Raw genomic sequence first — 20,622 nt, 5'->3', positions numbered from 1 at the left:
ACCGCATTGACTGAATTTACGACTGCTGCGCAGCCGAGCGGGAGCAAGCTCCCTCGCCACAGGTTTTTTTGTGAGGCAAAAAAGATCGCAGCCTTCGGCAGCTCCTACAGGGTGTACATCTTGCCCATGTAGGAGCTGCCGAAGGCTGCGATCTTTTGCATGTCAGGCGAAGACGAAATATTTGCGCACGGTCTCGACCACTTCCCAGGTGCCTTTCATCCCCGGTTCAACCACGAAAATATCGCCGGCGCGCAGGTGGATCGGTGCCATGCCGTCCGGGGTGATGATGCAGTAGCCTTCCTGGAAGTGGCAGTACTCCCACTTCACATAGTCGACCCGCCACTTGCCCGGGGTGCAGATCCAGGTGCCCATGATCTTGCTGCCGTCTTCGCTGGTGTAGGCGTTGAGGTTGACGGTGTGCGGGTCACCTTCGAGCTTTTCCCATTTGCAGGCATCGAGTACCGGCAGCGGGTGGGTGTCGCGCAGAACGGTGATGGGGGCAGTCGCGGTCATGAGAACTCCGGGCAGTGGGCTGATGGTCAAGAAACCAAGTCGCACCCTATAGCGCCCGGACAGGGCTCAGTTGTCTGTGCTCGACATCAAGCTGCTCAGAAACGCGCTTTGCCCTCGGGAGGAGTCAAGGCCTGCAGCAGGGCTTTGGCGTAACCCGGCAGGGCGCTGAAATCCCGGGCGCAGAGCATCAGGGTGCGGCGCGCCCATGGCTCATTGAGGGCGATGCTGGTGAATGTGCGCGGCGTCGCGCGTTCGAGGGCAGCCAGCGGCACGATGGCGAGGCCGGCACCTCGGGCGACCATGCGCATCACCCCGTCGAAACCGTCGGCGCGGATCCGCACCTGCATGCGCGAGCCACTGTGCAGTGCCTGTTCTTCGAGGTAGATCGCCAGCGCGCTGTCGGTGCTCAGGCCGACGAAATCGTGGTGCAGGGCGTCGCTGAAGCTGACTTCGGCGGCGTTGGCCAATGGATGTTCCCGCGGCACGATCAGCACTAACGGATCATCGCGAAAGGGCTGGGTCTGTAAATCGGAGGTGTCCACCGCATCGGAGACGATGCCGATATCGGCTGCGCCCTGGCGCAAGGCGTGGGTGATGCGGGCGCTGGGCAGTTCCTGCAGATCGATGTCGAGGTTGGGATGCTCGCGTAAAAAGTCCGCGAGCACTTCCGGCAGGTATTCGGTGATCGCCGTGGTGTTGCACAACAGTCGCACCTGACCTTTTACGCCCTGGGCGTAGTCGGCCAGATCCTGCTGCATGCGTTCGGCCTGTTGCAGGAGGATGCGCGCGTGGTGGGCCAGTGCCTTGCCAGCGGGTGTCGGGCTCACGCCACGACGACCGCGTTGCAGGAACTCGATGCCCAGCGAGGCTTCCATGGCGCGGATGCGCGCACTGGCGGCGGCCAGCGAGAGATGACTGCGGGCGGCGCCGGCGGTGATGTTGCCGGTGTCGAGGATGTGCAGATAGAGGCGCAGGTCGGTGAGGTCGAAGTGCATGGGGCAGCCTCTGGTTTTTGTGGTGTCTGGGCGGGCCTCTTCGCGAGCAAGCCCGCTCCCACAGTTTTGGATTCACCACTGATCCACTGTGGGAGCGGGCTTGCTCGCGAAGGGGCCATCAGCCGCAACGCAATTAACAGCCTCTTGTATTGGCAGAGGCAGCCTCAGTATATGGCAGATTTTCGGCGCATCCGTGAAAGCGCACAGTAGCGCCATGAACACACTCGCAGATTTCTACCAGAACCTCGGCCTTGCCCTGTCATTGCTGGTCATCGCCACCTTCATCATGGCCGGCCTGGTCAAAGGCGTGATCGGCCTCGGCCTGCCCACCGTCGCCATGGGCCTGCTCGGTCTGGCTATGGCCCCGTCGCAGGCTGCGGCGTTGCTGATCATTCCGGCGACGTTGACCAATGTCTGGCAACTGGCCTTCGGCGGGCATCTGAGAGGGCTGATCAAACGCCTGTGGCCGATGCTGCTGATGATCTTTCTCGGCACCGCAGCCGGCACGTTGTCGATCGGCATGGCAGGCGGGCATTGGGTGGTGCGCGGCTTGGGCGCGGCGCTGCTGCTATATGCGTTGAGTGGGTTGCTGCTGCCGACGCTACAGGTCAATCCTCGGCATGAACCGTGGCTCGGCCCGCTGTGCGGGATGATCACTGGCGTCATCACCTCGGCCACCGGTGTGTTCGTGATTCCGGCGGTGCCGTACCTGCAGGCGCTGGGTTTGAGTCGCGATGAACTGGTGCAGGCGCTGGGCCTGTCGTTCACGGTTTCGACCCTGGCGCTGGCCGGCGGCTTGTTCTGGCGCGGTGCGCTGGGCAGTGGCGAGCTGACTGCCTCGCTGCTGGTGCTAATCCCGGCGATGCTGGGCATGTGGTTCGGGCAGTGGCTGCGTCAGCGCATCAGCGCCGTGCTGTTCAAGCGAGTATTTTTCGTCGGACTGGGCGCACTCGGCGCCCATCTGCTGATCAGCGGCTAGCCGATGAGGCGCTGAGCATGTCGATCCGACGGATATCGAAATCACGCTCCAGGTACGTCATGCGGTTGTCGAAAAACTCGCGCATGTGCGGCAGGTTCGAGTGCACGTCCAGGTGCGCCTGGCTTTCCCAGATCTCGTAGAAGATGAACAGCGTCGGATCTTCCTTGTCGCGCAGCATGTGGTACTCGATGCAGCCGGGCTCGGCGCGGCTCGGTTCGACATAGGCGCGAAACAACGCTTCGAAGGCCTCGGCTTTCTCCGGGCGGGTCTTGGCGTGCAGGATGAAACCGTGGCGTTCACTCATCGAAACAACTCCTCAAATGCAGATGGCCGGAAATGTTATTGCAACAATCGGCATTCGATTCGTGCTTTTTGATCAAATGTATTTTGCGCCAGCGCGGCTTATTCCGCGCGAGATGGGCCGTTAACCTGCCGCCATTCCTTTTCCCATCTTCCTCCAGCCCCAAGGCTGCACCGAGGCGTTCTCATGAAAAAAGTGTTGTTGCTCAATGGCGGCAAGAAATTCGCCCACTCCGACGGTCGTTACAACGCGACCCTGCACGAAACTGCACTGAGCGTGCTGGATCGCGGCGGTCTGGATGTCAAAACCACGTTCATCGACGAGGGTTACGACGTCGCGGAAGAAGTGGCCAAATTCCTCTGGGCCGACGTGATCATTTATCAGATGCCGGGCTGGTGGATGGGCGCGCCGTGGACCGTGAAAAAGTACCTCGACGAAGTCTTCACCGAAGGCCACGGCAGCCTCTATGCCAGCGATGGCCGCACCCGTTCCGATGCGTCGCAGAAGTACGGCAGCGGCGGTCTGATTCAGGGCAAGCAGTACATGCTGTCGCTGACCTGGAACGCGCCGCAGCAGGCATTTGATGACCCGACAGATTTCTTTGAAGCCAAGGGTGTCGACGCGGTTTATTTTCCGTTCCACAAGGCCAACGAGTTTTTGGGCATGACCGGGTTGCCGACGTTCCTCTGTGTGGACGTGATGAAGCGCCCGAACATCGAGAATGATGTGGCGCGGTATGAGCAGCATCTGAAAGAGGTGTTCGCTCTCAAGGCTTGAGTGAATCAAGCTACTATCGAATAGCTTGGCCAAATCCTGTGGCGAGGGAGCTTGCTCCCGCTGGGCTGCGCAGCGGCCCTCGCTTCTACCTGAATCGCAGGGGAGCGCTGCGCACTCCAGCGGGAGCAAGCTCCCTCGCCACGATGAATACGCATTCGATTAGAGAGTTTCCGTGAAAGCCAGATCCGATGAGTTGCAGATTTTCGTCTGCGTGATCGAATGCGGTTCGATTTCCGCCGCTGCCGAGCAGGTCGGCCAGACCCCTTCGGCGGTCAGCCGCACACTGTCGCGGCTGGAAGCCAAGCTCGACACCACGCTGATCAACCGCACCACGCGGCGCATGGACCTGACCGAGGAGGGCAAGTACTTCTTCGAGCAGGCCAAGCTGATTCTCGATCAGATGGATGCCCTCGAAGAGCGTCTGTCCTCACGCCAGCAAACCCCGTCCGGACGCCTGCGAATCAACGCCGCGTCGCCGTTCATGCTGCACGCCATCGTGCCGTACATCGACGAGTTCCGAGGCCTGTACCCGGACATCCAGCTCGAACTCAACAGCAATGACCTGATCATTGACCTGCTGGAACAAAGCACCGACGTCGCCATCCGCATCGGCACCCTTGCCGATTCCACATTGCATGCGCGCTCACTGGGTTGCAGCCCGTTGCTGATCGTCGCCAGTCCGGCGTATCTGGAGCAGCACGGCGCGCCGCAGCAGGTCGCCGACTTGAGCGAACACACCCTGCTCGGTTTCACCCACAACGAAGGCCTCAACCAGTGGCCGCTGCGCTACGTGCACGGCGACCGCTGGCCGATCACCCCGGCGATCAGCGCCTCCAGCGGCGAAACCGTGCGCCATCTGGCTCTGGAAGGCCAGGGCATCGCCTGCCTGTCGCACTTCATGACCATCGACGACATCCGCGCCGGGCGCCTCAAGGTGCTGCTGGCGGAATTCAACAGCGGTTATCGCCAGCCGATCAACGCGGTGTACTACCGTAACTCGCAATTGGCGCTGCGGATTCAGTGCTTCCTCGACTTCATCCAGAGCAAACTTGCGGCCTACGCCAGCGCCGATTTCAAGGGTTGATTCGTGATCCCTGCGCAACAGTGATTTGGCTGGTCGCGGGTTTTTCCACCGGGGTTAGCGGTCGATACTCGCTGCATCACTTATTCACGCAGGGAGTTTCTCCATGAACGTATTCATCACCGGCGCTGCCGGATTCATCGGCGGGTCCATCGCCACCGGTCTGGTCCAGGCCGGCCACACCGTCACGGGTCTGGTGCGTAGCGCCGAACAGGCCGAAGAGCTCAAGGCATTGGGCATCACCCCGGTGATCGGCACCCTCGAAGACGCCGCGCTGCTGGCCGCACAGGCCCGCGCCGCCGATGCGGTGATCAACGCCGCCAGCAGTGACCATCGCGGCGCGGTCGAAGCGTTGCTCGATGCCCTGCGCGGTTCGAACAAAGTGTTCCTGCACACCAGCGGTTCGAGCATCGTCGGCGATGCCTCGGGCGGCAAGTCCAGCGACGTCATCTACTACGAAGACAACCTGCCGGAACCCACCGTCGACAAGGCTGCCCGCGTGGCCATCGACAACCTGATCCTCTCTGCCGCACAGGACGGCGTGAACTCGGCGGTGATCTGCAACACCCTGATCTACGGCCACAGCCTGGGCGTCAATCGCGACAGCGTGCAGTTGCCACGTCTGCTCAAACAAGCGCGCAAAAGCGGTGTGGTGCGCCATGTCGGCACTGGCCAGAACATCTGGTCCAACGTGCACATCGAAGACGTCGTCGCCCTGTACCTGCTGGCGCTGACCAAAAACGTGCCCGGCACCTTCTACTTTGTCGAAAGCGGCGAAGCCTCATTCATCGACATGACCACCGCCATGGCCCAGGCGCTGAACCTCGGCGAGCCACAAGACTGGCCACTGCAAGACGCCGAAGCCGAGTGGGGCTACGAAATGGCCAACTACGGCCTCGGCTCCAACAGCCGCGTTCGCGGCAAACACGCCCGCGAACTGCTGGGCTGGGCACCGAAGCGCACGTCGGTGGTTGAATGGATTCGTAACGAAATGGTGTGAGTTTACGCTGCACCGCATCAAACCCTTCGCGAGCAGGCTCGCTCCCACAAGTAGAACGCATTCTGGCTGAAGTAATGCAATCAACCTGTGGGAGCGAGCCTGCTCGCGAAAGCGCTGGATGAAACCACAGAGAAGTTGAAGGTAACGCCGCAATCGCCAGTTTTTTGTCCCGGTAACCCCCCGCAAACACAGCGGCTGCCAGTGGAATTTAATTTTTAGCGGGGACTTCGCCGGGTGCTCGGGAAATTACCGACTAGGCTGCTACCCCGGTGAAACGAGGGCGGCTGCGATGCATGTCGCCCTCCACGTGTTGCAGGCATGAGGCCCGTTCAGCACGGCACCGCCCATGGAGTTTTCCGGCAAAAGGAATTTGCGATGGCGACACCCATTGATGCCTTCTGGTGAAGGTGTATCCCCCCGGCGGACCTACATCAATCCGCTATCTCCCGACGAGTAATGGTCGGCCATGACGGCCGGCATCTGTCATTGACTCTGGTTGTTGCATTGCACGCTACGCGCGTGGGCGAAGCCGTCACCTCAATTGGCGAAAACAAGGAATAGTTATGATCATTTTGGGTATTACGAACAATGATTTGGCGGGTGCTTGCCTGGTACGCGATGGTCAGATTCTTTCAGCGGTCAGTGAAGAACGTTTCACCCGCATCAAGGACCATAAAATCTGGCCGGCCAAGTCCATCGAGTTTGTGTTGAGCCAGGCCGGTGTGTCACTGGAAGACGTCGATCATGTCGCCTATGGATGGAACGCCGGGTTCAGTGCCGACAAACATCTGGAGTTGTACTTCGATCGCATTGTCGAGGAGGTCAGGAATAATCCCCAGGGCCTTGCGCAGTTCCGTCAGCGTGTGACCGATGAAATCAACAACGACAAGGAAAAGCGCGGCGAATTCGACCAGTACATTGTCGCCAACGGTCTGCAAGGCAAGGCGTATTACATCGATCACCACGAGTGCCATGCGCTCGGTGCCTATGTCTGCTCGCCGTTCGAGGACGCGTTGACCCTGACCTGCGACGGACGCGGCGATTTTCAGTCGCTGACCGTCACCTGGTACAGCCCGACAGAAACCACGGTGCTGCAACGCGAAACCAGTGTCGACAGCCTCGGTTATTTCTACGGCCGGATCACCCACCTGCTCGGTTACAAACCCAACCGGCACGAAGGCAAGGTCACCGGTCTGGCCGCATTCGGCGATCCGCAGAAACTGCTGGGCGTGATGCAGCAGATGATCCGTTTCGAAGACGGCCGCATCAAGGCGCGCTGCGGCGATATGTTCCTGCCGTCCTACAACACCTACAGCGCGCCGCTGGAAACCCTGTTTGCCCGGGAAACCCCCGAGGACATCGCCGCCGCTGTACAGCGCCACAGCGAAGATCTGCTGGTGGCGACCGTCACCCATCATCTGGCGCAGCGCGGTAGCGCCAACCTGTGCCTGGCCGGCGGCGTGTTTGGCAACGTCAAACTCAACCAGCGCCTGCGCGAGATTCCGGGCGTGAAAGACGTCTACGTGCTGCCGTGCATGGGCGATGGCGGCCTGGCACTGGCTGCGGCAGTCGGTGTCGCGTACCTGGAAAACGGCACCCGCTTCAAGAATCCGTCGATGATGCTTGGCCCGGAATCGCGCAACGTTTCGCAGAACATCAACCTGATCAATCGCGACTACCCTGAGCTCGGTTATCACACGCCGTCGAACATCATCGACGTGCTGATCGAGGCCCTGACGGAAAATCAGGTGCTGGGCATGTTCAAGGGCAAGATGGAGTTCGGCCCGCGTTCGCTGTGCAATCGCAGCATCGTCTATCACGCCCAGGATGCCGAGGTGAACGACTGGCTCAACAAACGCATGCATCGCACCGAGTTCATGCCCTTCGGCCCGGTCACCGCCATCGAGCAGGCGCCGGCCTGCTACGTCGGTTGGGACGAGGAGCAAGTGGCCGCCGACACCATGACCATGACCTACGACTGTCATCCGCAATTCAGCGAGGCGAGTCCGGCGGTGGTGCACATCGATGGCACCGCGCGCCCGCAGATCATTCGCCCGCAGAGCGACCCGTTCATGCATCGCCTGCTGACGGCCTGGCACCAGAAAACCGGTCAGGCAGCCTTGATCAACACCTCGTTCAATCGTCACGAAGAACCGATCGTGTGCTCTTCCCAGGACGCACTGGATGCGCTGAAGGAAGGCATGGTCGATCTGGTGGTCATGAGTGAATCGCTGATCGTCTGGCGCAAGGGCAAAAACAGCTTCACCCAGCAACGCTTCGAATAATGGATGGTATTCAGGGCTCCCCGGGGAGCCCTGTTTCTGGAGTGTCAGGCGCATGGTTGACGAATGTATTTAATCTTTTTCGGGTTCTTTGCGGCGGAAGGGATCATCTATCCGTTCTGGCCGACCTGGCTGGATTCCCTGGGCTTCAGTGCCAGTGAAATCGGCTTGCTGATCGCCGCGGCGTATTGGCCGCAGGTGGTGACCGGGGTGCTGATCACCTATGTGGCCGACTGGCGCGTGGATCAGTTGCGGCTCGCCGCTGTGCTGAGCGTTACCGCCGCGATGTGTACGTTGCTGTTCTACTTCATCCCGGCGCACCTGTGGATGTTCGTGTGCCTGAGTGTGCTGTTTGGCGGGCTGTGGATGGTGGTCTTGCCGTTGTCCGAGTCTTACCTGCTCAAGCGCGACAAACTGGCCCTGCAGAATTACGGCTGGGTGCGGGCGGTAGGCTCTTCGGCGTTTATCCTGACCTCGACCCTCGGCGGCTTTCTGTTTGCGCAGTACAGCCAGTCGTGGGTACCGCTGGTGATCGCGGCGAGCATGTTGCTCACCGCCGTGGCGTGTCTGCGCCTGAAGCGCCAGGTGTCGCGGGCGCATCTGGCGCCGCCCGGCCCGGCGCGCAAACGGCCGGACTGGAAAGCGCTGTTGGCACACAAGAGCCTGCTGATCGCGATTGCTGCCGCCAGCTTCATTCAGCTCAGCCACACCCTGTACTTTTCCACGGCTTCGATCGGTTGGGGGGTGAAGGGCTTCTCTTCCTCGGCGATTGGCATGTTCTGGGCGGTGGCCGTGATTGCGGAAATCACCTGGTTCGCGCTCTCCAACAAGGTCCTGGCGTTTTGCGCACCATTGTCCCTGGTGATGTTTTCCAGTGTCTGTGCGGCGCTGCGCTGGGCGCTGTTTTCCAACAGCGACGCGGTGTCGCTGATCCTGCTGGGGCAGTGCCTGCACGCGCTGAGCTTTGCCGCCTACCACGCGGCGATCATGCGCTTTATTCGCGACCAGGCACCGCAGGATATTCAGGTCTTTACTCAAGGGGTTTATTACTCCCTGGCGGTGGCGTTGCCCATGGGCCTGGCCACACCTTTCGCCGGCTACCTGTACCAGACCCGGCCGCAGTGGTCCTACTACGTGATGGCGCTGTTCGCGTTGGTCGGAACGGTGCTGGCGTTCATTGCTCATCAGAAAATGCGAAGTGCAACTCATGGCTCAACAAACGTTTACAGCCGTCTGCTTTGATATGGACGGCGTGCTCATTCAGTCGCGCGAGGTGATTGAACACGCCTGGACCACCGTGGCGCGCGAGTACGGGATCAGCGTCGATCAAGCGTTCATTGACGAGCACATCCACGGCCGTCCCGGTGGTTACACCCTCAAGACCTTGTTTGCCGAGTTCGACGAAGCACAGCGGGTGGCGATCAAGCGTGAAGTCGACGCCATCGAGCAGGTGACGAATTGTGCGCTGGTGCCGGGCGTCGCGACGTTGATCGCCCGACTCCGGGAGCACGGCGTGCCCCTGGCGCTGGTCACCAGCAGTTGGCGGGCGCGGGTCGAGCACGTGTTGCAGCAACACGACCTGACTTCGGCGTTCGACAGCATCATCTGCCGCGACGACGTGCGCAGCGGCAAACCGGCGCCCGATCCCTATCGCCTGGCCGCAGCACAACTGAGCCGGCAAAGTGATGAGTGCCTAGTGTTCGAAGACTCTGTCAGCGGTGTGCAGTCGGCGATCAGCAGCGGTGCGCTGTGTATCGGCATTGGCGACGACCCGACGCTGACCGCGCATGGCGCTGCAGGCGTGTATGCCGATTTCACCCGGCTTGCGCTTAGGCTGAACGGTGTGGGCGCGCACGGTTATGCCGATGGAGCGCTGTCCATCAACGCGCACCCGACCCGGAGGTTTGCCCGCTCATGACATTGACGTTGCAGCACGCCAGCGTGCTCTGGAAATTCCTCGGTGCGGGGCGCCAACACAGCGCCAGTGAATTGATCGTAGTCTGCGGCTCCTACGACCTGCGGGTCTGCGATTACGCCTGCCAACTCCTGAAAGACGGCGTGGCCCCCCACCTGTTGTTCACCGGCAATACCGGCAACTGGACCCGACATTTGTGGGAACGCACCGAAGCCGATATTTTTGCCCAACACGCCCTGGCGCAAGGGGTGAGGGCAGAGCAGTTCACCCTGGAGACCCGCGCGACCAATTTTGCCGAAAACATTGCGTTTGCCCGGGCGATGTTTCCCGACGTGCGTCGCGCGACCTTTCTGACCAAGCCCAATTCGATCCGGCGCGTGGCGTTGACTCTGCCCGTGCAATGGCCCGGCCTGGAAGCCTTTGTGGATGCGCCGTCGTTCCGATTTCCCGATGACGTCAGCAATCTGATCGGGGTCTTGGGCCTGATCGACGAAATGGTCGGCGATGTGCACCGCATCATGGTTTACCCTTCGTTGGGTTTTCAGGTCGAGCAGGTCATCCCCGAAGAGGTTCAGGTAGCCTGGCGGTATCTGGTGGAGCAAGGCTTCGATCACCATTTGATCAAGGGCAGGAGTTGACGCTGACTCCCGCCGGGAGACAGACATGCAATACGACACGCTGATCCGCAACGCCACCGTCATCGATGGCAGCAACACGCCCGGCTACCGCGCCGATGTGGCGATTCTCAACGGGCGCATCGAACGTATCGGCGACTTGCACGATGCTCGCGCCACGGAAGAAATCGACGCCGCCGGCCGCGTGCTCGCCCCGGGTTTCATCGACGTGCACACCCACGACGACACCGTGGTCATCCGCCAGCCGCAGATGCTGCCCAAGCTCAGCCAGGGCGTGACCACGGTGATCGTCGGCAACTGCGGGATCAGCGCCTCGCCGGTCAGTTTGAAAGGCAATCCGCCGGACCCGATGAACCTGCTCGGCAGCGCAGCGGCGTTCGTCTATCCGCACTTCAGCGATTACCGCGCCGCCGTCGAAGCGGCGAACACCACGCTGAACGTCGCTGCACTGGTCGGCCACACGGCACTGCGCAGCAATCACCTCGAAGACTTGTTCCGTACCGCCACGCCAGATGAAATCGCCGCGATGCGCGAGCAATTGCGTGAAAGCCTTGAAGCCGGCGCGCTCGGTTTATCCACAGGCCTGGCCTACGCCAGTGCCTACAACGCCTCCACTGACGAAGTGAAACAACTGACCGAAGAGCTGACGGCATTCGGCGCGGTGTACACCACCCATTTGCGCAGTGAATTCGAACCGGTGCTGGAGGCGATGGAAGAAGCGTTCAGCATTGGCCGTCACTCGCGGTCACCGGTGATCATCTCCCACCTCAAATGCGCCGGTGTCGGTAATTGGGGGCGCAGTCCGCAGTTGCTCGCGGCGTTGGAGGAAGCAGCGAAAACCCAGCACGTGGGCTGCGATTGTTATCCCTACGCGGCGAGCTCTTCGACGCTGGATCTGAAGCAAGTCACCGACGCCCACCGCATCACCATCACCTGGTCGACGCCGCACCCCGAAGTCAGCGGTCGCGACCTGATCGACATCGCCGCCGAATGGAAGGTGCCACTGCTCGACGCTGCCAAACGCCTGCAACCGGCGGGCGCGGTGTACTACGGCATGGACGAGGCCGATGTACGAAAAATCCTCGCGCATCCACTGTCGATGGTCGGGTCTGACGGACTGCCGGAAGACCCGTTTCCGCATCCACGCCTGTGGGGCGCTTTCCCACGGGTACTCGGACATTTCAGTCGCGATGTCGGGCTGTTTCCGCTGCACACCGCCGTGCACAAGATGACCGGCCTGTCGGCGGCGCGGTTTGGCTTGAAAGAGCGCGGCGAGATTCGTGAAGGGCACTGGGCGGATCTGGTGTTGTTTGATCCGGCGACCGTGCGGGATGTGGCGGACTTCGCTGATCCGCAGCGAGCGGCGCAGGGAATTGATGGGGTGTGGGTCAATGGGGTGTTGAGTTATCGCGATGGGCAGGCGAATGGGCAAAGAGCAGGACGGTTTTTGGCGAGAGTGGATGATTTTCGAAAGTTTGCCACAGCGGCATATTAAGAGGCAGCGTTGTGGGCGCCAGCTTGATGAGTCAAAACACTTGATGAAACTTTAGCGTTGGGAGTTTTAAAGTTGTAATCAAGCGAAGTTTGAAAACGGCTGAACACAGGTTGTCGAGCAAGGCTTAATTGTCCGTGCTCCGAGTCTCCTGCGGTTAGCCGTTATTTTATTCGCAAGGCAGTGGACTAAAGTTTTCTGAATGAAATTTTAGTCGGTACCGCCGAGCCCTCGAACTTCATGGTCTGGATGTTACGGTGTATGAGATAAATTGTGATTGCCGGGGCGGAACTTCGAGGTCCTTCAGGTATACCGCACGAGCTGGCCCTTTAAGACCAAGAAAGTCCTCTACAGGCAGCGCAATCACTACATCGCGGTCATCTCCTGTGTGAGTGAACGCATAAGCGCGGCCTGTGTTGCCAGCACCTATCAGCTGAAAGTGGATGTGACCCGCCATGTTTTCAAATTTTGGGATTTTGAAATGTAACCCTTTTTCGAGTGCTTCCCACGGGATGACGTGTTTGACAGCCTCTAGTATTTCAGGGTCGGGTAGAAAGTCTTGAGTGACTTTGATGTCGTTTTCTTTTATTTCAGGCGTTGACTCTATTTTCATTTGTCTACAAATACATTCCGCTTGCAATGCTTCTGAGTGTGGTCGCGAATGTTTCGCTTTCACAGTATAGAACTGCAAACTTTCAGTATTTCTCCTTGATTGGTTTGTATGGATTTCATGGAGGCTTACAGGTGATTCTTTCCTGATTGCAGCACTCAATGAGTGCTTAAGCCCATTTGGAACCCTTTGCACAAATTGCGCACCTGTCAGATCTGACAGGTGCCGACGAACGGCATCTTTGTGGGACGTCAAAAACATCACAACCAGCGGCACATGCGCGAGGATATTTCTTGGTCTGCCCTTGGTGATGGCACATTGCAATTAAAGAAAGCCATCGCCAAGCCGAATTGCTGACATCCAGCCCAGCTAAACTCTTGGGCCAACCAGTCAGGGAGCACCCCATGAGCTTCGGCAAAACCACTCCGATCCTGCGGATCTTCGATGAAGCCAAGGCGTTGGAATTCTACGTCGACTTCCTCGGTTTCAAGATCGATTGGCAGCATCGCTTCGAAGCGAACTTCCCGTTGTATCTGCAGGTGTCCCGTGGCGAGTGCGTGCTGCATCTGTCCGAGCATCATGGCGATGCGACGCCGGGTTCGGCGCTGCGCATCGAGACCGATGAGCTGGAGGCGTTCCAGCAGCAACTGGTGGCCAAGGACTACAAGTTTTCGCACCCACAGATTCAGGCGATGCCGTGGGGCAGTCAGGACATGACGATTGCTGATCCGTTTGGTAATCGGTTGGTGTTTACCAACGCGATCAGTGTTTGAGCTGAGAAGAGCCCCTCACCCTAACCCTCTCCCGGAGGGAGAGGGGACTGACCCTGGGATATTCGAGTAATACGCCGACCTGAACCTCCTTTACCGAATCCATAATCGACTCGGTCATTCAGGTCGATGTACGACGCCAGACACCTCGATCGGCCCCCTCTCCCTCCGGGAGAGGGTTGGGGTGAGGGAAAAAGATTCACGCCATACAAAAAAGCCCGCTGCCAAACCACTAAGGTTTTGCCGCGGGCTTTTTCGTTACTCGGTTGGCACTAACTGATCCAGCACGCGATTGACGGCGATTTCCGCCACCATCACCACTTGTGCGATGCCTTGCAGGGTCTTGCGGTGCGAGCCTTCAAGCAGGCCGGCAAAGTCGTTGAGCATCACGGTGGCCGAGCCCAGGGTTTCGCTGGCGTCGGCCAGCAACGGTTCGGTGCCGCTGGCCGGGTTGGCCATGTAGAGACGATTGGGCTGGTACGGGGTGGCCATGATGGCGGGCGTCGGTGGGCCGAGGTAATGGTCGAGGGCGCGCTCGGCGGCTTCGTGGAATTTCTTTGATTCGGGGGATTCGTAGGGGGAGGCCGGACCGGTGTCCGGTGGGTTTGGCGTAACTTTGAACATGATTTTGGGTCCTGAAGTAGGAGCCATCACCGCTTCTCTACTAATAAGAAGAGGTGGCAGCTGTGCGCAGGTTAGTAGACCGGGGACCCAGGGAACCGGCGCGCTCGAAAGCGCCCTGCGCACAGCCACCATAGAGCGCAGGCGGAAAATACCTGACTGTTTGATGTGCAATGCACCCTGGAAGAACCTCGGGCTACTAAACCCGATCACTGGAAATCAGTGACGGACTCAAGTTACCGACGGGCTCCAAGGCGCACAAGCCAGCGGATTCTGGCGTAGCCGTAGGCAGCGGCGCAAGGATTTGTAGGCAGTAGGGCGTAACACTGAGTGTCTTTAAACACAGGGGCTGCAGTGGGTTTATCGGACGGCTGAAATTGAGGAATTGTCTGTCGGGTTTTTGGTGTGGCCACTGGCGCCATCGCTGGCAAGCCAGCTCCCACAGGGTTATGTGCGAGCCGCAGATTTTGTTTACGACCCGGTCACTGTGGGAGCTGGCTTGCCAGCGATGAGGCCAGAATAATCACCCCCGATGCATCTGCCGAAACTCCCCCGGCGGCATCCCGCGCCGGCTCTTGAACGTACGATGAAACGACCTCGGCTCGGTAAACCCCAGATACTGCGCAATGTCCTGAATTGGCAACGTGCTGTTGAGCAAATAATGCTCAGCCAGCTCCTGACGCAAATCATCCAGAATCTGCTGATACGACGTCCCCGCCTGATGCAACTGGCGTTGCAACGTGCGTACCGACACCGCGAGCTGCTCGGCCACCTGTTCCTTGCGCGGCAAGCCTTCCTTGAGCAACTGACGCAGGATGCTTTTGACCCGCTGCTCCAGCGATGCATCCTCCAGCGTCGCCATCAAGCCCATCGCGTGTTCTTCCAGCGTACGCAGCAATTGCGCATCGGCCTGGCGCAGCGGTAATTGCAGATACGCCAGCGGCACGATCAGCGCCGAATACGCCTGTTCGAACAGCACCGGGCAATCGAAGAATGCTTCGTACTGCGCCTGGGTGGCGTCTGGCGGGCACGGATGTTCCAGCCACACGGCGGCGGGCGACATCTGCGTGTCGGCGATCCAGCGTGCATATTGCAGCCAGGAGCCGAGGACGTTTTCCACCAGATGCCGGCGAATCCGCGGACGCTCGTAGCGGCAAGTCCAGATCAGGTGTACATGACCGTCCTGCACTTCGGCGCGGCTGACGCCCATGTCGCCCACCAGTTTTTCGAACGGCATGATCCGGCTCATGGCATCGCCCAGAGTCGCGCAGTTCATGGTGATGTAACCGAGCACGCTCCAGGAATTGGGCAGGACGAAATTGGCCGCGTTGAGACCAAACAGCGGATCGCCCGAGTGCTCGCAGAAATAATCGAGCAGGCGCTCATGGGTTTCGCCCGGCAGGCGCAGGCTGTTGTCGCTCAGTTGCTGTGCCTGCAATCCGGCTGCCGCCAACGCCGGCTCGATGGCCATGCCCAGTTGCTCGGCATGGCGCACGTATTTGAGCAGCGGCGGAACCGAGGTGAAGCCGAGCGATTGCATGATCCGAATTCCTTGATCAAGGCCTGCGTGAGCGAATGAATGCCTGAAAGGTAATTTGAAACCCCGACTAAAGTAAATGGCTGGCACTTGCGCGACGTTTGACTCAATTGGCTACTCGAACTGGCCGGATGCGACCGTGACACTTTTTGGTCGCTGACTAGTATGGAGGCCTGCCACATCACTGATCAGACTGCATAAGAAGGACACACGCATGCGACGCTGGAACGGCTGGGGAGAGGCAACAACGGTGGTCGAACTGCCGGCCCAGGGCGCGAGTTTTCTCCATGAACGACTGGGAGCCGGGCGCGCGTTGCCCGATGCCACGCTGGAGTCGGCATTGGCGCGGGTGCCGCTCTCACGATTGGCGGCGCACACCTTGTACAGCGTCGATGCCCATGACCGTCTGCTGCACGCCCGGGGCCAGAGCCTGCCGGACTGGCTGGCGCTGCGCGAGGGTGCGCTGGGCAACTATCCGGATGCGGTGGCGTTCCCGGAAACCGCCGAGCAGATCCGTCAATTGCTGGCGCTCGCCCATGAGCAGGACCTGTGCCTGATTCCCTACGGCGGCGGCACCTCGGTGGCCGGGCACATCAATCCGCCGGATTCGACGCGGCCGGTGGTGACCGTGTCGCTGGCACGGATGAATCGCCTGATCGACCTCGACGAGCAGAGCCAGTTGGCAACGTTCGGCCCCGGTGCCAGTGGCCCGCAGGTGGAAAGTCAGCTGCGCGCTCGCGGCTACACGCTGGGACATTTCCCGCAGTCGTGGGAGTTGTCGACGCTGGGCGGTTGGGTCGCCAGTCGCTCCAGCGGTCAGCAGTCGTTGCGCTATGGGCGTATCGAGCAATTGTTCGCCGGCGGCACCCTGGAAACTTTTGCCGGGCCTTTGGAAATTCCGACCTTTCCAGCCTCGGCAGCGGGGCCTGATCTGCGCGAAGTGGTGCTCGGGTGCGAGGGCCGTTTCGGGATCATCTCCGAAGTCAAAGTGCGGGTCAGTCCGCTGCCTGTCGATGAGCGTTTTTACGGGGTGTTCCTGCCCAGTTGGAGCAAGGCGCTGCAAGCGATCCGCCAATTGGCGCAGGCGCGGGTGCCGTTGTCGATGCTGCGCTTGTCGAACGCGGTGGAGACCGAAACCCAACTGGCGCTGGCCGGGCATCCGCAGCAGATCGCCTGGCTGGAGAAGTACCTGAACCTGCGCGGTGCCGGTGAAGGCAAATGCCTGCTGACCTTCGGCGTGACCGGCAACCGTCGGCAAAACGCGCTGTCGCTGAGCCAGGCGAGGCAGCATCTGAAAGCCTTCGGTGGCGTGTTCACCGGCACCTTGCTCGGCAAGAAGTGGGCGCAGAACCGCTTCCGTTTCCCCTACCTGCGCGAGAACCTGTGGAACGCCGGTTACGTGGTCGACACCCTGGAAACCGCCACCGACTGGAGCAACGTCGACCACCTGCTCAACCTGATCGAAAACAGCCTGCGCGATGCCTTGGCAGCGCAAGGCGAGCGGGTGCATGTGTTCACCCATCTGTCCCACGTCTACGGCGAAGGCTCGAGCATCTACACCACTTACGTGTTTCGCCCGGCGGCGGATTATCCGGCGACGCTGGCGCGCTGGCAGGCACTCAAGCACGCGGCCAGCCAGACCATCGTGGACAACCACGGCACCATCAGCCACCAGCACGGCGTCGGCAAGGATCACGCGCCGTATCTGCCGCGCGAGAAAGGCGCACTGGCGATGGACACCTTGCAGGCGCTGAGCAAGCACTTCGATCCGGCCGGGCGCCTCAACCCCGGCACGCTGTTGCAGGAGTGACGATCATGCACCCGGACTGGAACGCCGCGTGGCGCCAGCAAACCTTGCCGACATTGGCCGACGAAATCTGGGATCTGATCGTCATCGGCGGCGGCATCAGCGGTGCCGGCATCCTGCGCGCGGCGGCGCGGCGGGGCTGGCGTTGTCTGCTGCTGGAGCAACGGGATTTTGCCTGGGGCACCTCCAGCCGATCGTCGAAAATGGTCCACGGCGGTTTGCGTTACATCGCCAAGGGCCAGTGGCGCCTGACCCGCGATTCAGTGCGCGAGCGCCAGCGTCTGCTCGACGAAGCGCCGGGGCTGGTGGAGCCGATGAGTTTCATGATGCCGCACTATCGCGGCGGCTTTCCCGGGCCGCGTGTGTTCGGTGGCTTGTTGTCGGTGTACGACGCGTTGGCGGGACGCCGCAGCCATCGTTTTCATGACGCGCAGCAACTGCGTTTTCTGGCGCCGGGGGTGAAGCAAAACCACCTGCTCGGTGGTACCTGTTTTGTCGATGCGCTGACCGATGACGCGCGGCTGGTGATGCGCGTGTTGCGCGAAGCGCGGGCCGATGGTGCGGCGGTGTTCAACGGGGTGCGCGTCGAACATTTGCTGCGCGAAAACGGTCGGGTGTGCGGGGTTCAGGTCGAAGATTGCGAAGCGGGCGGGTCGCTGCAATTGCGTTGCGGCGTGCTGGCGGTGGCGACCGGGGCGTGGGCTGAGCGCCTGCGTTTGCCCGAGGCTCCGCGACAGTTGCGGCCATTGCGCGGCAGCCATCTGCTGCTGCCGGGCTGGCGCTTGCCAGTGGCGCAGGCCTTCACTTTTTTGCATGCGCGCGACCGTCGGCCAGTGTTCGTTTTTCCGTGGGAAGGGGCGACGGTGGTCGGCACCACCGACCTCGATCATCGCGAGAATCTGGACCAGAGCGCGAGCATCAGCGCCGACGAACTCGACTATCTGCTGGCGGCCTGCACGCAACAATTTCCAGGTGCCGAAGTGACGGCGAGCGATGTGCTGTCGACCTGGTCCGGCGTGCGTCCGGTGGTCGGCAGCGCGGCGGGTGAACAGCAAGGCAAGCCGTCGAATGAAACCCGTGAACATGTGCTGTGGCAGGAGCCGGGTTGCGTCACCCTGGCCGGCGGCAAACTGACGACGTTTCGCCCGCAAGCCATCGAAGTGCTCAAGGCCTGCGCCGACATGCTTGGCCGCGATTTCGAAGATGATGCCGCGCCGGTGTTCGCAGCGGTGCCGCCACTGCCGATCCCCGGACTCACCCCGCAACAGTGGCGACGTCTGGCCGGACGCCACGGTCGTGACCTGCCGCGACTGGCGCAGCTGATCACCGAGTTGGGCCACGAAACGGTCGGCAACACCGACACCTTGTGGGCAGAGCTGGCCTTTGCCTGCGAGGCGGAAATGGTGCTGCACCTCGATGATCTGTTGCTGCGCCGCACCCGACTGGGCCTGTTGCTGGCGCGCGGTGGCGAAGAACATTTCGCTGCCATCCGCCAACTCTGCCAGCCACGCCTGGGCTGGGACGATGCACACTGGCAGCAAGAGCTGCAACGTTACCGGGCGTTGTGGCAACGCCATCACGGTCTGCCGGATGCCACGCCTTGAGGCCCCTTGAAGAGAGCGCCATGGATAACCACCCGAACACGCGTTACCTGCTGGCGATCGACAACGGCACCCAGAGCGTGCGCGCATTGCTCTTCGATTTGCAGGGCAATCTGCTCGGTAAAGGCAAGGTCGAGTTGCAGGCGTATTACTCGACGCAACCGGGCTGGGCCGAGCAGGACCCGGAATATTATTGGGCAAAACTCGGCGAGGCCTGTCAGCAGGTATGGACGCAAACCGGGATTGATCGCTCGCAGATTGCCGGGGTGTCGCTGACCACTCAGCGCGGCACGGTGATCAATGTCGATGCTCAGGGCAAGCCGCTGCGCCCGGCCATTCTGTGGCTCGATCAGCGCCAGAGCGAAGTCGAGGGCGGGATCAAGGGGCCGTGGGGCTGGCTGTTCAAACTGGTCGGCGCGCAGGCCACCGTGGATTATTTTCGCGCTCAGGCCGAGGCCAACTGGATCGCCCGACATCAACCGGAAATCTGGGCGGCGACCGACAAGTTTTTGCTGCTCTCCGGGTTTCTCACTCATCGTTTGTGTGGGCGCTTTGTCGACTCGGTGGGTTGTTGCGTCGGCTATTTGCCGTTCGACTTCAAACGCCTGAAATGGGCCGCACCCAGCGACTGGAAATGGCAGGCGCTGGCGGTGCGTCCGGAGCAATTGCCGACCTTGCACAAACCCGGCGAAACCCTTGGCTACATCAGCGCCGAAGCGAGCCGCCACACGGGGATTCCGGAGGGCTTGCCGCTGATTGCTGCGGGCGCTGACAAGGCCTGCGAAGTGCTCGGTTCCGGCGTGGTCGATGCGAGCACGGTGTGCCTGTCCTACGGCACCACGGCGACGATCACCAGCACTCGCTCGCGCTACCTGGAAATCGTTCCGCTGATCCCGCCGTACCCCTCGGCGGTGCCGGATCAGTACAACTGCGAGGTGATGATTTATCGCGGTTACTGGATGGTCAGCTGGTTCAAGAACGAGTTCGGCCTGCGCGAGATGCAGCAGGCGCAAGAGCAGGGCATTGAACCCGAGCAACTGTTCGATGCGCTGGTGAATGCGGTGCCGCCGGGATCGATGGGGCTGATGCTGCAACCCTACTGGTCGCCGGGGATTCGAGAGCCGGGTGTCGAAGCCAAAGGCGCGATGATCGGCTTCGGCGACGTGCACACCCGCGCGCACATTTACCGGGCGATTCTGGAAGGGCTGGCGTATGCGCTGCGCCAGGGGCTGGAGAACATCGAGAAGCGCTCGAAGGTGTCGATCAAGCGCCTGCGAGTGGCCGGTGGCGGTTCGCAGAGTGATGCGGCGATGCAGCTGACGGCGAATATTTTTGGTCTGCCGGCGGAGCGTCCGCATGTGTATGAAGCGTCCGGGCTGGGCGCGGCGATCTGCTGTGCGGTGGGGTTGGGCTTGTATGCGGATTTCCCCACGGCAATCGCCGCGATGACGCGGGTGGGCGCGGTGTTCACACCGCAGCCCGAGGCGCAGCAGGTCTATGAGCGTTTGTACAAAGAGGTGTACCTGCGCATGTACCGCCAGCTCAAACCGTTGTACCAGAGCATCCGCAAAATCACCGGTTACCCCGCTTAGCTGACCACCACCGTCCCCTGTGGGAGCGAGCTTGCTCGCGAATGCGGAGTGTCAGTCACTATTGTCTTGTCTGACCCACCGCTTTCGCGAGCAAGCTCGCTCCCACAAGGTTAT

At 60.9% G+C, this 20,622-nt stretch carries 19 protein-coding genes; 13 read left to right on the top strand and 6 right to left on the bottom strand.

The genetic code is table 11. The annotated features are described in order from the left end of the window. Window positions 1–162: 162 nt before the first annotated feature. Both M0814_RS18480 and M0814_RS18475 read right to left on the bottom strand, forming a co-directional pair. On the bottom strand, window positions 163–513 hold the full coding sequence (locus M0814_RS18480; protein ID WP_003221437.1) for a cupin domain-containing protein: 351 nt from the start codon (window positions 511–513) through the stop codon (window positions 163–165). Window positions 514–608: 95 nt separating this feature from the next. Beyond that, window positions 609–1,508, bottom strand: a complete 900-nt coding sequence (locus tag M0814_RS18475; RefSeq protein WP_103485490.1) for a LysR substrate-binding domain-containing protein — start codon at window positions 1,506–1,508, stop codon at window positions 609–611. 214 nt (window positions 1,509–1,722) lie between these two features. On the opposite strand from M0814_RS18475, the gene M0814_RS18470 reads away from it, so the two are divergent. Then, the gene (locus tag M0814_RS18470; RefSeq protein WP_103485489.1) at window positions 1,723–2,487 is read left to right on the top strand and encodes a sulfite exporter TauE/SafE family protein; all 765 of its coding nucleotides are present in this window, start codon (window positions 1,723–1,725) and stop codon (window positions 2,485–2,487) included. On the opposite strand, the gene M0814_RS18465 is transcribed toward M0814_RS18470, so the two are convergent. Beyond that, entirely contained in the window at window positions 2,477–2,791 is a 315-nt protein-coding gene (locus M0814_RS18465; protein ID WP_027614144.1) for a putative quinol monooxygenase, read from the bottom strand. The genes M0814_RS18470 and M0814_RS18465 overlap by 11 nt on opposite strands. A gap of 183 nt (window positions 2,792–2,974) precedes the next feature. Between M0814_RS18465 and M0814_RS18460 the strand changes: the two genes are divergently transcribed. From M0814_RS18460 to M0814_RS18425, 8 genes are all read left to right on the top strand, one after another. After that, on the top strand, window positions 2,975–3,565 hold the full coding sequence (locus tag M0814_RS18460) for an NAD(P)H-dependent oxidoreductase (protein WP_103485488.1): 591 nt from the start codon (window positions 2,975–2,977) through the stop codon (window positions 3,563–3,565). Between the two features lie 172 nt (window positions 3,566–3,737). Continuing rightward, on the top strand, window positions 3,738–4,649 hold the full coding sequence (locus M0814_RS18455) for a LysR family transcriptional regulator (protein ID WP_103485487.1): 912 nt from the start codon (window positions 3,738–3,740) through the stop codon (window positions 4,647–4,649). Window positions 4,650–4,752: 103 nt separating this feature from the next. After that, window positions 4,753–5,646 carry an NAD-dependent epimerase/dehydratase family protein gene (locus tag M0814_RS18450; RefSeq protein ID WP_103485486.1) on the top strand — a complete coding sequence of 298 codons (894 nt, stop codon included), beginning with the start codon at window positions 4,753–4,755 and terminating at the stop codon, window positions 5,644–5,646. Window positions 5,647–6,209: 563 nt separating this feature from the next. Next, on the top strand, window positions 6,210–7,931 hold the full coding sequence (locus M0814_RS18445; protein ID WP_103485485.1) for a carbamoyltransferase C-terminal domain-containing protein: 1,722 nt from the start codon (window positions 6,210–6,212) through the stop codon (window positions 7,929–7,931). Window positions 7,932–7,994: 63 nt separating this feature from the next. Then, a complete protein-coding gene (locus tag M0814_RS18440) occupies window positions 7,995–9,170 on the top strand; it encodes an MFS transporter (protein WP_103485484.1) in 1,176 nt (391 codons plus the stop codon). Next, window positions 9,136–9,846 carry an HAD family phosphatase gene (locus M0814_RS18435; RefSeq protein WP_103485483.1) on the top strand — a complete coding sequence of 237 codons (711 nt, stop codon included), beginning with the start codon at window positions 9,136–9,138 and terminating at the stop codon, window positions 9,844–9,846. Before M0814_RS18440 ends, M0814_RS18435 begins: the two co-directional genes overlap by 35 nt. Continuing rightward, window positions 9,843–10,481 (top strand): YdcF family protein, encoded by a 639-nt coding sequence (locus M0814_RS18430; protein WP_103485482.1) that lies wholly within the window; start codon window positions 9,843–9,845, stop codon window positions 10,479–10,481. The genes M0814_RS18435 and M0814_RS18430 overlap by 4 nt, the downstream gene beginning before the upstream one ends. Before the next feature lie 25 nt (window positions 10,482–10,506). Continuing rightward, window positions 10,507–11,973, top strand: coding sequence for a D-aminoacylase (locus M0814_RS18425; protein WP_103485481.1), 1,467 nt, complete (start codon window positions 10,507–10,509; stop codon window positions 11,971–11,973). Window positions 11,974–12,208: 235 nt separating this feature from the next. Here the strand turns inward: M0814_RS18425 and M0814_RS18420 are convergent, their stop codons facing one another. Beyond that, window positions 12,209–12,904, bottom strand: a complete 696-nt coding sequence (locus tag M0814_RS18420; protein WP_146774705.1) for a hypothetical protein — start codon at window positions 12,902–12,904, stop codon at window positions 12,209–12,211. Between the two features lie 80 nt (window positions 12,905–12,984). Here M0814_RS18420 and M0814_RS18415 point away from each other — a divergent pair, with 80 nt between their 5' ends. Beyond that, window positions 12,985–13,353 carry a glyoxalase superfamily protein gene (locus tag M0814_RS18415; RefSeq protein WP_007962133.1) on the top strand — a complete coding sequence of 123 codons (369 nt, stop codon included), beginning with the start codon at window positions 12,985–12,987 and terminating at the stop codon, window positions 13,351–13,353. Between the two features lie 255 nt (window positions 13,354–13,608). Here M0814_RS18415 and M0814_RS18410 read toward each other — a convergent pair whose 3' ends face one another. Continuing rightward, window positions 13,609–13,974, bottom strand: a complete 366-nt coding sequence (locus tag M0814_RS18410) for a hypothetical protein (RefSeq protein ID WP_003221460.1) — start codon at window positions 13,972–13,974, stop codon at window positions 13,609–13,611. Window positions 13,975–14,494: 520 nt separating this feature from the next. Continuing rightward, the gene (locus M0814_RS18405) at window positions 14,495–15,511 is read right to left on the bottom strand and encodes an AraC family transcriptional regulator (RefSeq protein ID WP_027614133.1); all 1,017 of its coding nucleotides are present in this window, start codon (window positions 15,509–15,511) and stop codon (window positions 14,495–14,497) included. A 211-nt stretch (window positions 15,512–15,722) separates the two neighbouring features. Between M0814_RS18405 and M0814_RS18400 the strand changes: the two genes are divergently transcribed. From M0814_RS18400 to M0814_RS18390, 3 genes are read left to right on the top strand one after another with little or no spacing between them, the layout of a single operon-like run. Beyond that, window positions 15,723–17,318 carry an FAD-binding oxidoreductase gene (locus M0814_RS18400; RefSeq protein ID WP_103485479.1) on the top strand — a complete coding sequence of 532 codons (1,596 nt, stop codon included), beginning with the start codon at window positions 15,723–15,725 and terminating at the stop codon, window positions 17,316–17,318. A 5-nt stretch (window positions 17,319–17,323) separates the two neighbouring features. Continuing rightward, window positions 17,324–18,919 carry a glycerol-3-phosphate dehydrogenase/oxidase gene (locus tag M0814_RS18395; protein ID WP_103485478.1) on the top strand — a complete coding sequence of 532 codons (1,596 nt, stop codon included), beginning with the start codon at window positions 17,324–17,326 and terminating at the stop codon, window positions 18,917–18,919. A gap of 20 nt (window positions 18,920–18,939) precedes the next feature. Continuing rightward, window positions 18,940–20,508, top strand: coding sequence for an FGGY-family carbohydrate kinase (locus tag M0814_RS18390; protein WP_103485477.1), 1,569 nt, complete (start codon window positions 18,940–18,942; stop codon window positions 20,506–20,508). Window positions 20,509–20,622 lie beyond the last annotated feature (114 nt).

The organism is Pseudomonas sp. MWU12-2020 (genome assembly GCF_023100605.1).
In the GTDB taxonomy this organism is placed as follows: Bacteria; Pseudomonadota; Gammaproteobacteria; order Pseudomonadales; family Pseudomonadaceae; genus Aquipseudomonas; species Aquipseudomonas fluorescens_H.
The sequence above is the reverse complement of the archived record's forward strand: the minus strand, read 5'-3'. Positions and strand labels throughout refer to the sequence as shown.